Consider the following 13,561-nt stretch of genomic DNA (forward strand, 5'->3'; position numbering starts at 1 on the left):
TTCGGTGCGGTAACGTGCGGTGAGCGATGGTTAGCGCACCGAAATCGCCAACGCTAGAGCAGTTTGTGCTCGATCACGGTGGTCAGCTGTGGTTTGCGCCAGCCCCCGGTGACCTTCTCGATCCGCACACCCACCTCGCCGCCGGCGATCTCCAGAGTCCCGACCTGGTTGCGGAAGTGCGGCATCGTGACGGGTCGCCACCGGAGCCGCGGCATCCCCACCCTCGCGGTCCGCGCGAGCGCCTTGCCGACGGACTCGATGAACCGGGTGTGGCCGAGCCGCAGCACGACGCGTTCGGCCGCCGACGGCTCCTTGCGCAACCCGGAACACACCACCTGCCACACCTTGGTGCTCACCGCGGGGCCCGCGTCGGGCGTGTCGACCTCGGTCACCCAGCAGTGGTGCACGTCGCCGCCGAACAGCACCATCGTGTCGGGTGCCCGACCCCGCTTACCGCTCACCACGTCGATGACCAGATCCTCGAAGCGTCGATAGCTGTCCTGGAAGCAGGCCCAGTGGTCGAGGTTGGCGGTGATGCGCACCTTCTCCCCCAGTCCGGACAGCCGGTTGCCCCATGCGCCGTCGCTGACCGCCTCCGTCCATGCTTCGATGTGGTGCATGCCGTAGGGCAGCAGGATCGGCAGCGAGCTTGCGAACAGCAGATGTTCATAGGTGCCGTCGACGTTGGAGGTGATCCAGTCCCATTCCTCGTCGGTGGTGATCTGGCGGCGCCCCGGCTGTAGTTGACGTCCGGAGCGGGCGTCGACGACGATCAGGCGCGCCGAACCCAGGTCACGGCACATGCTGAAATGTGAGACGCCGTCGTCCTTTTCGGCCGTCTGCGCGAGCTCCCGGACCGCCTCGGTGCCCTGCCGGGTTTCGAGCACCCGCTGAAAAACTTGATCCTTGGCCAGCTCGGTGGGCGACATGTTGCCGAGGTGCTGATAGACCCAGTACGCCATCAGCCCGCCGATGATGCGGGTCTGATACCAGTCGGTTTTGCGTTTCTCCTCGAGCCAGGCCTGCGAGGTGTTCCACTTGTCGTTGATCTCGTGGTCGTCGAACATCATCGAGGTCGGGACGGTGGAGAGCATCCAGCGCACCACGGGCTCGCGCCAGGCGTCCCAGTAGCCGATGCAGAACTCCTCGAAGTCCTCGAGCACCTCGACGGGCCCGTCGGCATGCACCTCCCGGTCGGCGACCAGATCCTTGATCGTGTCGTTGACCTGGTCGGCGTAGAGCTGGTCGCCCATCATCAGCAGCGCGTCGGGCCACAGCGCCGACGGCTGGCGCAGCATCCGCATGCCGTATGTGCGCAGCACGTCGATGCCCTTGCCCTTTGGGTGCCACCAGTGCTGGTAGGTGTGTGGCGGGTGATGTGGGGCCGACGCGCGGCACGAGCCGAACAGCAGCCGCAGCCTGCCGTCGCGCGGCATCAGCCGGACCCGCGGTCGCGGATACTCGTAATCCGTTGGCGGCCAAGCTTTCCGACCGTCGAGGTGGACCTCGTAGGGGTGTTCGCGGTCCGGGTCCAGACCCGTCACGCAGACGATCGCGAAGTGGTGACCTTCGATCTCGAAGGTGTCCGCGCGGTGGCCCAGGACCTCGACCGCGCACGGTGTGTCCGTCTCGACCCAGATGGTCGCGTCGGTCTCACCGACGTGGCGGAGCAGCGGCCCCACGCGAACCTCGGGCATCGCCCCATCATGCATGACTTTCGACAGGACCGATGCCCGAGGCGCGCTCTCAGTGTTCGGGTCGGCGGCGCCCCAGGTAGAACGCCATACCGATGGCGCCGAAGCCCAGCGTGCCAATCACCCCGGCAGCGACCATCAGGAAGATGTCGCGTCCAGTCAGCCCGGCCGACGACGACTCGTCGGATGCCAGCCGCAACTGGTAGTCACCCGGCAGCGGACCCTCCTGGGGTTCCTCCAGACCCGGGAACTGCTGGGTCCGGTGCACCTCGAATTGCCGTTCGCCGCTTGGCGTCTGGGTCCAGACACCCCATGCCGGCGTCGCTCCGTCGAGCAGCACCTTGCGCTCACCGAAGCGGGCGTCCTCGCCGACGTCAACGATCCGGCGGACCCGGAAGGGTTCGTACACCGCATCCGAGTAGCGCACCTGGACGGGCACGTTGTCGTAGCGCAGCACCGGCGGCGGGGGCGGCGGCAACGGCAGCCCGGCGCCCGGGTAGTAGCCACCGCCGAAGAAGCTGCCCACCGCGATGTTGGTGATGTCTTGCATGGTGTCGATGGCCGCGTTGACCGGGTTGAGGATCGCCGCGGTGAAGCTGTAGGCGGCGAACCGGGCGGCCTCCAGCACGATCCGGGACAGCGGCGGGATGTACATGATGCGTGGCCGCATGTCGTAGACGTAGACGATACGCACCGGTGCCCGGAACGGGTTGGCGACGATCGGCCGGTAGTACTCGTCGTACTCGATCCATTCCGGCCGCCACTGGCGCACGTTGCTGACGTACTCGATTTCGCGACGCTCGACGCGGCGCTCGACGCCGAATTCGGTCTTGGCGCTCGCCCCGATGTCCAAGCCCGGGACCTTCAGGCTGGTTTCGATCGAGTTCGCGAACGCGGCGACGTCCTCCTCGGCGGCCGGTTCGGGCTGCTCTTCGAAGATCGGCTCGGCGCGCTTGGCCAACTGCACGTCCTCGGCCGGGGCCTCCAGTTTCTCGGGCTCCAGCATCTCGATCTGCTTGGCGGCCTGCGAGACCGACACCGTCGGCGTCTCGGATTCCTCGTCGCGGGTCTGGCTCTCGGTCTCCGAGGTGGCCGATTCGCTGGTTGGCGTCTCGCTGGTGGGCGCCTCGCTGGTTTCGGTCGCCGGCGCGAAGGCTTCCGACGGCGGCACCGACGTGCCCGACGTCTGTGGCGCATCGCTGTCGGCTTCCGTCGTGCGCGCGACCTTGCTTTCGCTGCTCGGCGCGACCTTGCTTTCGCTGCTGGCGGGTGTCCGCTCGGCGGTGGTCGACGGCTCTGGCTCGGGTGCGGGCGCCGGTTCGGTCGTCTGCTGCTGCACGGTCGTGCTGGCGGTCGTCTTCGGCGCCTGGGTCTTCGGCTCTTCCGGCTCAGGCTTCGGCTCGACGACGGTAGGCGCCTGCGTCTGCTGCGTCTGCGGGGCCTGCGTCTGCGGGGCCTGCGTCTGCGGGGCCTGCGTCTGCTGCGTCTGCGGGGCCTGCGTCGGCGTCTCTACCGCTGGGGCCTGCGTCTTCTGTTCCGGAGCCTCCCGCTTGGGAGCCTCCTCTTTGGCCTCGGGCGCGGTGCGCTTCGGCGTGGGCGTCACGATGGTGGTCGTCGGCCCACTCGAGTCGTCGGAACCGGGCTGGGCCAATGCCGGTGCCACGCCTCCGGTAAGGGCCGTCAGTGAGATCACAATTCCGGACGCCAGAACGGCGACCACGCCACGCTTTGAGCAAAATTCAAGGGGTGCACCCATCGTGCGTCTGCTCCTTCAAAACATGCGCGTCGACTCCCCCAACACTGGTGCCTGTTCCAGCAGTCGCGGCGCTCGACAGTTTCATCGCTCGTTCGGCCGTAGTAGTTACAGCACCGAGCGATGTGAAGAAAATTTCCGGTCTACGGCTTGCGGCGCAGCGCGCCGACCACCAATGCGATCCCGATTAGCGCGATGAGCGGGCCCAGGACGGACCAGGTCGTGGTGTTGCTCATCGGGCTGCCGCCCACCACGCCAAAACCCTGCAGCGCGAACAGCAGACCGAACAGCGCGACGATCACACCGACGATGGCGATGGCGATTCGCATGGCTTCACCCTAGGCGCAGCATCCGCGAGCGCACGCTTGTTATACGCAAACGCCGAGACCACGCGCGAACAACCGTGCGCTCGGCGAGAAGGTTCAGCGGCGCCGCGACAGGTACTTCTGGTAAGCCTCGGCGGCGGCGGCCAACTCCGGGCGCGCGTCGAGCACGGGTTGCAGTTTCCTGCGGGCGGCCTCGCGCTTGTACGGCAGGAACTCTGTCGGGAAGTTGCCCTCGTGGGGCTCGTAGTCACGCAGCACCCGGCGCGCGACGGTGGCCTTGTGCACCTCGTCGACGCCGTCGGCGATGCCCATCGTCGGCGCGCCGGCGTACATCGCCTGGATCGGGGTGAGGTCGGTGGTCCCGAGCGACCCGAGAATGTGCAGCGCGTTGAACGACACGTCCCGCAGCACCCGCGCCATCGTGAACTTGACCGCGGCGATGTCGGTGCGGGCCTCCTGGGTGGAGGTCTGGTCGATTTTCCACGCCGTCTCGAGCACGAACAGCCGCAGCATCTTGATCATCGCGTAGGACTCGGCGATTTTCTCCTGCACCATCTGGTGCTCCGAGATGACCTTGCCGTGCGATTCGCGGCTGAGCGCGCGCTCGCACATCATGTCGAACGCGAGGTTGCACTGCGCGATGGTGCGCATGGCGTGGTGGATGCGTCCGCCGCCAAGACGGCGCTGCGCGAGCACCCGTGCCCCGTCCTCCGGGCCGAGGAGATGATCGAGCGGCACCCGCACGTCGCGGTAGATGATGTGGTTGTGGTTGCGGGGCTCGGGCATGATCTCCACACCCGGCGTCTTGCGCGGTACCACGAACATTCCGTTCGTGCACATCACGAACAGGATGTCGGCGACGCGGCCCGCGGAGGTGAACCACTTCTCGCCGTTGATCACCCACTCGTCGCCGTCGCGGACGGCATGGGTCTTGAAGAGGCTCGGATCGCTGCCGCCCTGCGGTTCGGTCATCGAGTAGGCCGAGAACATGTCCTGGTTGAGCAGCGGCCCCAGCCAGCGTTCCTTCTGCTCCTCGGTGCCGTAGGCGGCGAGCATCTCCATGTTGCCGGTGTCGGGGGCCGACGCGCCGAACATGTGCGGGGCGCCGGCGTAGCGTCCGATGACCTCGTTGAGCAGGCCGAGCTTGAGCTGACCGAAGCCGGGACCGCCGAGGTCCTCGTCGAGAAAGATCGCCCACAGCCCCTGGTCTTTGACCTCCTGCTGCAGCTCACGCACATAGGCCTTGACCGCGGGATCCGGTGAACGCACCGCGTACGGAAACACGTGATCGAGCGGTTCGACCTGTTCCTCGCAGAACTGTTTGACCCAGTCGAGCTTGTCCTGAAATTCCGGTTCGGTGCTGAAATCCCACGCCATGGGTGCAGTCTGTCACCCGGTCACGCTCCTATCTCGATCTGCATCCAATCCCACCTCCCTCGATCCGAAGCGGGTAGTAAAGCGGTAGGAAAGACGTGATATGACGACGCTTGCGCGGCTCACCGCGCTGTTAGTGCTAGGAATCGGCTCGCTGATGGCCGCACCGCACGCCGCCGCATCACCCGACGACGATTTCTGCCGCAGCATGTCCTCGGTCGGTTTCACCGGCGACTGCGCGACCCTGAGCACCCTGGCCCGCGACGTGTGCGCTCAGCTCGCGCGCGGCACCGATGCGTCGGCGGTGGCCGAGAAGTTGGACATCACGACGAAAGACGAAACGCTGTCGAACTTCATCGTGGCCGGTGCTCGGCTGTACTTCTGCCCGGAGCCGTTGCAAACCTGAGCCGCTAAACTTCGACGGCAATGAATGCCGGTGGGCCCCGATCTGAAATCGCCAGGATTGTTGCTGTCGCGGGCATCGCCATGATGTTGTTTGCCCTCGTCGGATGCTCGACCTCGGACCGGCCGGAAACATCCGCCACGACGACAGCGGCGCCGACGAACCCCGCACCCGCAGCCGAGCCCCCGCACCGCGAACTCGCGTCCGACCCCGTCGACATCGCCGACGGCCTGGTCGCCGATGAACGTGCACTGCGCGACCCGGCGTCCTCGGAGGCGGTGCTGACGTCGGCGGCGCACCGGCAGCAAGCGGCCTACCGGACCATCGGACGGCACCCCGAGTGGGACCCGATCGTGCGCCCGCGGATCCCGCCCGAGTTGCTGAAGGTCTACGACCTCAATGTCGACGCGCGCCGGGAGCTCGGCGTGATGAGCCGGCCGAAAGACACCCTGCCGGCGTGGCGGATCGTCGCCCCGACACCGGCCGCCGAACTCATGGGTTACTACCGTGAGGCCGAAGCGGAGTTCGGTGTGGGCTGGAACTATTTGGCGGCGATCAACCTCGTCGAAACCGCGTTCGGCCGCGTCGCCGGGGTGAGCACCGCGGGCGCGCAGGGTCCGATGCAGTTCATGCCCTCCACGTTCGCCGCGTTCGGCGCGGGCGGGGACATCCACTCGCCCCGCGACAGCATCATGGCGGCAGGACGCTACCTGGCCGCCAACGGGTTCGCCGGAAACCGCGACTATGCGCTGTACCGGTACAACAACTCGAACAACTACGTGCGAGCCATCAACGACTACGCCGCCGCCATGTCCGCCGACCCCGCCGCATTCACCGGCTATCACCGGTGGGAGGTCTACTACCTGACGACATCCGGTGACGTGCTCCTGCCGGTCGGATACACCGAGCCTGCTCCGATTCCAGTCGCGAATTACCGTGGCGCGGTGACGAACACGACGCTCGAAGTCCAGGTCTCCGAACAGAGCGCACAGCTCCTCGAGAGGATGTTGACCGCCAGGAACGGTGCGGCCGGTGCAGATGCCGGCGCGATTTCACAGCAGTTCCTCGGAACACCTTATGGCGCAGACACTCTCGTCGGATCCGCGAACGCCCCGGAGAAGCTGGTGGTGGAGTTGGAGAAGGTGGACTGCTTCACCTATGCCGACTACGTCGAAGCGCTGAAGCGGGCGACCAACCGCGAGGAGTTCATCGACGCGCTCATCGAGGTGCGCTACAAGGACGGCGTCGTCGCCTTCCGGAACAGGAAACACTTCTTCACCGACTGGGCCGCCGCCACGCCGGCAGTGGCGACGGACATCACGGCGTCGCTGAGCCCCAATGCGGTTGCGGTGAACAAGAACCTCAACGCGAAGGACTCGGGTGGCCACTACCTGCCGGGGTTGCCGGTGGTGCCGCGGACGATGTCCTACATTCCGAGTTCCCAGATCGACGACGGTGTGCTGAGCCAACTGCGCACGGGTGACTACATCGGGGCGTTCGCCGAAGACGGCGGCCTCGACGTCACGCACGTCGGCATCTTCGTCGAGACACCCCACGGGCCGGTGTTTCGCAACGCCTCGTCGTTGCGCGCACACGAGAAGGTCATCGACCAGCAGCTGGCCGATTACCTGCAGACCGTTGCAGGCGTGGTCGTGCTCCGCCCGGTCCAATAGCATTTGCTGACATGCCCGTCATTCGATGGCGCGCGGGAGCGCGACGACGCCGTCGCTGAGCGCTGTTTTGTCGGTCTAGCCAGGTAAAATGGCGCAAACGGATCGTCACACCGCGTGTTGAGGAAGGGCGGGCTTTGGCTACGTCGATGACCACCTGGCCGGTTTGCGGCAACTGCCAGGAAGTGGCTTATTTTCCCTGGATGGGCGGGACCCACGCCTGCGGGTATTCCGATGACGAGGACGAAAACCCAGGCTTGCAGGTTTACCTGCCAGCTCCGGAGCGGGGCTACGTCTGCGGTAACCACTTCCGCAGGCACGTGATCCAACGAATCGTTCTCGATGGCGCAGAGTTGGCGCACGTGGCGAGGTTCTTCGAACGGATTCAGGACGACGACCAGCTCGACGAGGTTCTGGTCGTGGTTCGCGCCGGGGGCACGCTGGAATGTCTGGCGGCCGACTTCGTGTACAGCGCCCCGGTGGGCTACAGCGAACCAAGGTAAGGAGCCGCTGTCCCATGTTCGTCGAAGCGGCGTACACCGCGCCTCGGAAGCGGTAATTTGCTGCAAACGTCAAATTTCTGCTCCACCACTTACGGGGACGTGGGCACGGAAGGAAACCGTCATGGGGTACGCCAACTACATCGGTCGCGTCGGAGCATTAGCGGTGACATTGGGCGTTGGCGTTGCCATCGCGAACGCACCCGCCGTTGCGTTTGCGGACACCGGCGGTTCGTCGTCCGGCGAGTCCTCATCATCGAGCGAGTCCTCGCCGTCGAGCGAGACGTCATCGTCCTCAACTGAATCTTCGGCGGCGGAGGACTCGACACCGGCCGCAGACGACGACACCACCGATCCATCGGACGCCACCGCGGACGAAGACGCCACGGGGGAAGACGCCACCGGCGACGTTGAGGGAGAGGCCGAAGACGACGCGGATACGTCGTTTACGGACGAGGACGCCGCGCAAGACGAGGCGTCTTCGGACGACGCCGAATCGGCCGATCCCCCCGCCGCAAGCGAGTCACGCTCGGGCACCCGGGATTTCACCGAAGAGGTCAAGTCCTATGTCAACGCGACCGTCGAACGATTCACCCGCGCACAAGAAGAACCCGAGACCCAACCCGACGTCACCGCCACCGCGAAGGTCACCGCCACCGAAGACGTCGCGCCGAAGGCAGCGACCACAACGCCCAACCCGACGACGACGTTCACGACCATGACCGCCCCGCCGGCCACAGCGGTGACGGTCACCTCCCAGCCGCGGCCCACCTTGGTCAGCCTGGTCACCGAGACGGTGAACGCCCTGCTGCGGCCGCTGATGGGCCTGGGCACCACGGGTGTGCCGATTCAAATACCCGCGTTGTGGACGATGCTGGCGGCGGCGCGCGGTGAGTTCGAGCAGGCACTGTCCCACCAGACTGCACCCCCGGCGGCGCAGTACACCGTCACGCAGCTCTCGGGGCCCTCGGCACAAGCCAACGGCACGCCCTACGTGCTGGTGATCGGCGTCGACGGCACCAACCTGGGCCGGATCCTCTCCGACCCCGAGAACGACCACTTCTTCGCGCTGATGGACGACGGCACCACCGCCGCCTCGAGCATCGTCGGACACACCACCATCTCCAACCCCTCGTGGACGGCGATCCTGACCGGGGTGTGGGGTGAGACCACAGGCGTCGTCAACAACGTGTTCACGCCGGGGCCGTACAACCGGTACCCGACGGTGTTCAACATGCTCGAGACACACGACCCGAACATCGAGACTATCGCGATAGCCAACTGGAACGTCATCGCCGACATCGCGAATGCCGGATCAATTCCCGCCGACCAGATCCACTTCGTCCCGCAGGTTCCCGGCGACACGAACTGGTTGCTCACCGACGACGCGGTCGGCGCCGCCACCGTCGCCGCGATCCAGAACACCCAGAACGGCACCCCGACGTTCATGTTCACCTACTTCGTCGGCGTCGACGAGAACGGGCACATGTACGGTGGCGCGTCGCCGCAGTACGCGGAGGCCATCCGTAACGTCGACGAGAACATCGGCGCGATCATGGCCGAGATCGCCGAGCGGGAGAAGTGCAACCCCGGACTGTGTGAGAACTGGGCCGTGCTCGTGGTGACCGACCACGGTCACCAGCCGCAGCAGGGCTTCGGGCACGGGTTCCAAACGCCTTCGGAGACTTCGACCTTCGTGATCGCGCGGGGTTCGGACTTCCAAGAAGGGTTCATCAACCTGCAGTACGAGATCGTCGACACGACGCCAACGGTGTTGCACCTCTTCGGTGCACCGCCACCCGCGTATTCCGACGGCGTCTCGTTGACCACGCTCGGCGACAGCGACGTCGACCCGGTCGATCTGCACCAGGCGCTGTTCGACGCGATCGCCATGAACGGCTATCCGGATATCGGCACCGACATCGCCCTGGGTATCCGGACGATTTTCACCTCGATCCCGTACTTCGTGTACACATTCACCTACGACACGATCGATCAGCTGAGATCGATCGCCGATCAGGACATCTTCCTGGTCAGCGCGCTGGCCGGCTTGGCGATCGTGCCGGTGCAGCTGGTCGGCAACCTGCTGTACGTGGCGACCAATATTCCCGCACAGATCGTGGCGCGGCTGACCGGGGTGAACAACAACAGCATCTTCCCGCTGATCCCGGCGCCACCGTCGACGTGGCCGCCATCGCCGCTGATCCCGCCGAACCTGGCGCTGCTGACCTGCGGTGATGGCGCGACCGCAGAGGTGCCGTGCAGCACGGCGATCGTTGCGTGACAACGGATCAGCTGAACGCCGGAGCGACGAATCGTTCCACCACTTGACGTTCGGCGTCGTCGTCGCCGACGGGCCACACCGCCAGCGACATGACGACGCGGACGATCCATTGGGCCGCCTGCGGGTCGTCATCGGTGATGCCGGTGAGGTCGGCGGCCAGCCGGCCCAGCACCGGCGACGACGGCAGCTCGCTCAGATCCCTTCCCGCGCTGAGGCTCATCATCATCGGGCGGATCGGGTCGGCCCGAATGTGTTCCAGCGCAACTGTGATCGCCTTCACGACGCGCTGCGTCCCGGTGAGGTCGTGGACCGCGGAGCGAACTGAGTCGACGACGCGAGCCGCCAGACGCAGCAGCACGGCGTCGCGGATCTGAGCCTTGCCGCCGGCGTAGCGGTAGATCGTCGCGCGTGAGCAGTGCACGCGTGCGGCCAACGTGTCGATGTCGAAGGCGTCGAAGCCTTCGCGCACGACGAGGTCAGTGGCCGCGGTATAGATGCGCTCGGCGGCCGCCGTGCGACGCTCGCCGCCGAGAAGCCAATCGTCTCGTGCCACCAATAGCCCCCTTGTTTCTCAGTGCTGAGACAGAACTGACGCTACATCTCATCGTTTGCGCATGTGGGCGGGACGCCGTGAGACGACGCCGGCCGTCGCCGTTGAACTGGGATTTCAACTTTGTCGAGGGTTCTTGACGGGGCTGTGGTGGCCCGCCAGCGTGGACGCATGGGTCAGCTTGGTATCGCGTTGTTCGACGACGAGTACATCCAGGACCCCTATCCGCTGTACCGCCGGATGCTCGACACGGCGCCGGTGCACCGGATCGGTGAGTCGGGGTTCTACGCGGTGTGCAGTTGGGCGGCGGTCAACGAGGCGATCGCGCGGCCCGAGGATTTCTCGTCGAATCTGACCGCGACCATGACCTACCAGCCCGGCGGCGTGGTGGGCGCCTTCGAGATGGAGGGGCTGGGCGGTAAGAGCCATGTGTTGGCCACCGCCGACGAGCCCGAGCATGCGGTGCATCGCAAAGCGGTGCTGCGGCAGTTGACGGCCAAGCGGATCCGTGCGTTCGAACCGTTCATCGGTGACACGTCAGAGCGGTTGTGGACGGAGAGCTTTCACGATGGGCGCATCGAGTGGATGAGTGCGCTGGCGAACCGCCTGCCGATGATGATCGTGGGACGGATCATCGGCGTACCCGACGCCGATGTCGACCAGCTGGTCCGGTGGGGTTATGCGGCAACACAAGTCGTGGAGGGCCTGGTCAGCCCGGACCAGCTGGCCGAGGCCGGCGTGGCCGTCGGAGAACTCACCGGATACATCATCGATCAGTTTGACCGTGCTGCGGTTGACCCGCAGGACAACCTGCTCGGCGATCTCGCGACGGCGTGCGCGTCAGGAGAGATGGAAGAGCTTACGGCGCTGGGAATGATGATCATCCTGTTCAGCGCCGGTGGTGAATCCACTGCGTCGTTGATCGGCTCTGCGGCTTGGGTTTTGGCGACCCGCCCGGATATCCAGGAGCAGATGCGCGAGGAGCCGGAACTGCTCGGCGCGTTTCTCGAGGAGGTGCTGCGTACCGAACCGCCATTTCGGGGGCATTACCGCCACGTGGTGAACGACACGTCGCTGTGTGGTGTGGATCTTCCGGCGGGATCGCGGCTGCTGTTGTTGTGGGGCGCGGCCAATCGCGATCCGGCGCATTTCGACCACCCCGAGGAGTTCAGGTTGGACCGGGCTGGCGGCAAGGGCCACATCAGTTTTGGCAAGGGCGCACATTTTTGCGTCGGCGCGGCGCTGGCGCGCCTGGAGGCGACGATCGTGATCCGGCAACTTCTTGAACGCACCACGCACATCGAGGCCGTCGACGTGGGTCGCTGGCTGCCGAGCCTGCTTGTCCGGCGCCTTGACGGGCTGGAATTGGCTTGCGTTGTGCCACACGATGAGTAGGGGGCATCAAGAAATCAACTGGTTGTGAGAACGTCTGTCGATCGTCGACCCCAAGGAATGCGCAAGGCTGTCTATCCGAGGCGCGTGATGCCTGGGTAGGCGTCGAAGCCGCGATCGAAGCTCATGAGCTCGGTGACATTGTGGCGCGCCATAACGGCAAGGTGCAGGCCATCCCTGGCGGATAGGTTTTGGTATCGCAGGACTAGGTCTCGAGCATCCTCGACATCAACACGAGCGATCGGCAGGACGTCGTCGACAACGCCCAGAACTGCGTCGAAGGCCGGCTGAATCGCCTCGCGTCTGTTGATGGCAACGTAGCGATGGCAGATCTCTTGCAGCACTTCAGCATCCGTTACGAGCCGCTCACCAGCCGACACCGCGGACTCCAGGAGGCGCTGCGCGTCGAGTTTGTGGGGGTGCGCCGCTCCCACCAGGTACATCGGAATGTTGGAGTCAACGAGGATCATCGTGTCGTTCCGGAAGTTCTTCACGTCCACGCGCAATCTCGTTAAGCATCTGATCAATGTCGGCGGTCTCGAACTCATGACGCGCCGCGGTACGAATTGCCTGCAGTTTGCTGCCAAGGTCGCCAGCCGGCTCCCGCTCGCTTGCCGCTCGCAAAGTTCGCCGAACCCAATCCGAAACAGTCGTGTGATGGCGACGGGCGATCTCCTTGAGGCTTTCCCATTCCTCGGCATCAAGAACAACCTGGAGTCGTTTACTCATACCATGAGTATAAAGGCCTCATGCCTGCATCACCTTCGGCGTGCTCCGGCTGCCGATGTATACGCCACATTAGCCTCAGGAATAACAACCGCGCCTGTGTCGTTGCTGGTTCGTCGGCTCTATAGATAGGGCGTGGTCGGCCTCCACCTTCACGTCCACCACGACACGTTCGGTTGTGGAGACGCCGATCGCGTTCTCCTTCAACAGATCGCACAGTCGGTCACCGTCGATAAGGTCGATAGGTGGCGCGCCGTCCCGCTTGGCTTCCGATCGCGCGTCGTTCGTGAACGTGCCGGTAGTGATGAGCAGCCCCTTATCGCCGCGGCCAGCCATCGCACCACGGAAGTCTCGAACAGCCGAGGCGGTAACGCTGCCCTTATACCGCCTGCATTGAAAGAACACCGGGAAGCTCAACAGCGAAATTTGGTAGACGCCAAGGCCGTCGATGCCGCCGTCACCCGCTCGCCCAGTAACGACCGCACTGGAAAAGCCAGACTCACGCAGTAGCCGTTGCGCCAGCCACTCAAAGGCCGCTGGTGACATCGCCAGGCAAGCTCGCTTTCAACACCGGCCTTTTGCCCCTTATTCTTGGGCTTGGTTTTCTTGTAGGACGCCACAACATCAGCGTGAAGGATCGAGATCTGTTCCTTGGCTGCTGCCTGACCGGCCTCGGTAACAGTCCAAACGCCACGTTTGCTGTTTCGTGAGTAGCCGGGGTGATGGGGCTGTCCGACGACGGCGAATCGCTTTGAACTTGCACATGTGCCTGGTGGGGCGGGCGGGACTTGAACCCGCGACCTAGGGATTATGAGTCCCCAGCTCTGACCAACTGAGCTACCGCCCCCAGCTGCGCCGCACCATGTTCGCATATGCCGGCGGAACCACA

12 protein-coding genes, 1 tRNA gene and 2 pseudogenes are annotated in these 13,561 nt (G+C 65.1%); 6 read left to right on the plus strand and 9 right to left on the minus strand.

Annotated features, from left to right (window positions below):
* Positions 1-53: 53 nt before the first annotated feature.
* The 4 genes from ABQF13_RS23530 to ABQF13_RS23545 all read right to left on the minus strand — a co-directional run bounded on the left by ABQF13_RS23530 (position 54) and on the right by ABQF13_RS23545 (position 5,150).
* Complete coding sequence (locus tag ABQF13_RS23530; RefSeq protein ID WP_448395209.1) at positions 54-1,697, minus strand: DUF7800 domain-containing protein; 1,644 nt, start codon at positions 1,695-1,697, stop codon at positions 54-56.
* A 49-nt stretch (positions 1,698-1,746) separates the two neighbouring features.
* Positions 1,747-3,387, minus strand: a complete 1,641-nt coding sequence (locus ABQF13_RS23535) for a hypothetical protein (protein ID WP_448395210.1) — start codon at positions 3,385-3,387, stop codon at positions 1,747-1,749.
* A 203-nt stretch (positions 3,388-3,590) separates the two neighbouring features.
* Complete coding sequence (locus ABQF13_RS23540; protein WP_448395211.1) at positions 3,591-3,776, minus strand: hypothetical protein; 186 nt, start codon at positions 3,774-3,776, stop codon at positions 3,591-3,593.
* A gap of 93 nt (positions 3,777-3,869) precedes the next feature.
* A complete protein-coding gene (locus ABQF13_RS23545; protein ID WP_448395212.1) occupies positions 3,870-5,150 on the minus strand; it encodes an acyl-CoA dehydrogenase family protein in 1,281 nt (426 codons plus the stop codon).
* 100 nt (positions 5,151-5,250) lie between these two features.
* On the opposite strand from ABQF13_RS23545, the gene ABQF13_RS23550 reads away from it, so the two are divergent.
* The 5 genes and pseudogenes from ABQF13_RS23550 to ABQF13_RS23570 all read left to right on the plus strand — a co-directional run bounded on the left by ABQF13_RS23550 (position 5,251) and on the right by ABQF13_RS23570 (position 10,004).
* Complete coding sequence (locus ABQF13_RS23550; RefSeq protein ID WP_448395213.1) at positions 5,251-5,553, plus strand: DUF732 domain-containing protein; 303 nt, start codon at positions 5,251-5,253, stop codon at positions 5,551-5,553.
* An 80-nt stretch (positions 5,554-5,633) separates the two neighbouring features.
* Positions 5,634-6,494 (plus strand): annotated as a pseudogene (locus ABQF13_RS23555) (transglycosylase SLT domain-containing protein); the annotation flags it as partial.
* A 117-nt stretch (positions 6,495-6,611) separates the two neighbouring features.
* Positions 6,612-7,223 (plus strand): annotated as a pseudogene (locus ABQF13_RS23560) (DUF1460 domain-containing protein); the annotation flags it as partial.
* A 146-nt stretch (positions 7,224-7,369) separates the two neighbouring features.
* Complete coding sequence (locus ABQF13_RS23565) at positions 7,370-7,723, plus strand: hypothetical protein (RefSeq protein WP_448395214.1); 354 nt, start codon at positions 7,370-7,372, stop codon at positions 7,721-7,723.
* A 121-nt stretch (positions 7,724-7,844) separates the two neighbouring features.
* Entirely contained in the window at positions 7,845-10,004 is a 2,160-nt protein-coding gene (locus tag ABQF13_RS23570) for an alkaline phosphatase family protein (RefSeq protein ID WP_448395215.1), read from the plus strand.
* Between the two features lie 7 nt (positions 10,005-10,011).
* On the opposite strand, the gene ABQF13_RS23575 is transcribed toward ABQF13_RS23570, so the two are convergent.
* Positions 10,012-10,557 (minus strand): TetR/AcrR family transcriptional regulator, encoded by a 546-nt coding sequence (locus ABQF13_RS23575; RefSeq protein ID WP_448395216.1) that lies wholly within the window; start codon positions 10,555-10,557, stop codon positions 10,012-10,014.
* 168 nt (positions 10,558-10,725) lie between these two features.
* On the opposite strand from ABQF13_RS23575, the gene ABQF13_RS23580 reads away from it, so the two are divergent.
* On the plus strand, positions 10,726-11,949 hold the full coding sequence (locus tag ABQF13_RS23580; RefSeq protein WP_448395217.1) for a cytochrome P450: 1,224 nt from the start codon (positions 10,726-10,728) through the stop codon (positions 11,947-11,949).
* Positions 11,950-12,020: 71 nt separating this feature from the next.
* Here ABQF13_RS23580 and ABQF13_RS23585 read toward each other — a convergent pair whose 3' ends face one another.
* From ABQF13_RS23585 to ABQF13_RS23600, 4 genes are all read right to left on the minus strand, one after another.
* Positions 12,021-12,416, minus strand: a complete 396-nt coding sequence (locus tag ABQF13_RS23585; RefSeq protein WP_448395241.1) for a type II toxin-antitoxin system VapC family toxin — start codon at positions 12,414-12,416, stop codon at positions 12,021-12,023.
* Complete coding sequence (locus ABQF13_RS23590; RefSeq protein WP_448395218.1) at positions 12,403-12,675, minus strand: antitoxin; 273 nt, start codon at positions 12,673-12,675, stop codon at positions 12,403-12,405. Before ABQF13_RS23590 ends, ABQF13_RS23585 begins: the two co-directional genes overlap by 14 nt.
* A 75-nt stretch (positions 12,676-12,750) precedes the next feature.
* Positions 12,751-13,218 carry a restriction endonuclease gene (locus ABQF13_RS23595; RefSeq protein ID WP_448395219.1) on the minus strand — a complete coding sequence of 156 codons (468 nt, stop codon included), beginning with the start codon at positions 13,216-13,218 and terminating at the stop codon, positions 12,751-12,753.
* A gap of 224 nt (positions 13,219-13,442) precedes the next feature.
* Positions 13,443-13,519 (minus strand) — tRNA-Ile (locus ABQF13_RS23600).
* Positions 13,520-13,561: the final 42 nt, after the last annotated feature.

The sequence above is a fragment of the Mycolicibacterium sp. XJ879 genome (assembly GCF_053483935.1).

Bases quoted from the DNA above. Each gene is read 5' to 3' on its own strand.
- ABQF13_RS23570 (WP_448395215.1), top strand. From the start codon at position 7,845: ATGGGGTACGCCAACTACATCGGTCGCGTCGGAGCATTAGCGGTGACA.
- ABQF13_RS23530 (WP_448395209.1), bottom strand. From the start codon at position 1,697: ATGCCCGAGGTTCGCGTGGGGCCGCTGCTCCGCCACGTCGGTGAGACC.
- ABQF13_RS23580 (WP_448395217.1), top strand. From the start codon at position 10,726: ATGGGTCAGCTTGGTATCGCGTTGTTCGACGACGAGTACATCCAGGAC.
- ABQF13_RS23545 (WP_448395212.1), bottom strand. From the start codon at position 5,150: ATGGCGTGGGATTTCAGCACCGAACCGGAATTTCAGGACAAGCTCGAC.
- ABQF13_RS23585 (WP_448395241.1), bottom strand. From the start codon at position 12,416: ATGATCCTCGTTGACTCCAACATTCCGATGTACCTGGTGGGAGCGGCG.
- ABQF13_RS23550 (WP_448395213.1), top strand. From the start codon at position 5,251: ATGACGACGCTTGCGCGGCTCACCGCGCTGTTAGTGCTAGGAATCGGC.
- ABQF13_RS23540 (WP_448395211.1), bottom strand. From the start codon at position 3,776: ATGCGAATCGCCATCGCCATCGTCGGTGTGATCGTCGCGCTGTTCGGT.
- ABQF13_RS23590 (WP_448395218.1), bottom strand. From the start codon at position 12,675: ATGAGTAAACGACTCCAGGTTGTTCTTGATGCCGAGGAATGGGAAAGC.
- ABQF13_RS23565 (WP_448395214.1), top strand. From the start codon at position 7,370: ATGACCACCTGGCCGGTTTGCGGCAACTGCCAGGAAGTGGCTTATTTT.
- ABQF13_RS23595 (WP_448395219.1), bottom strand. From the start codon at position 13,218: ATGTCACCAGCGGCCTTTGAGTGGCTGGCGCAACGGCTACTGCGTGAG.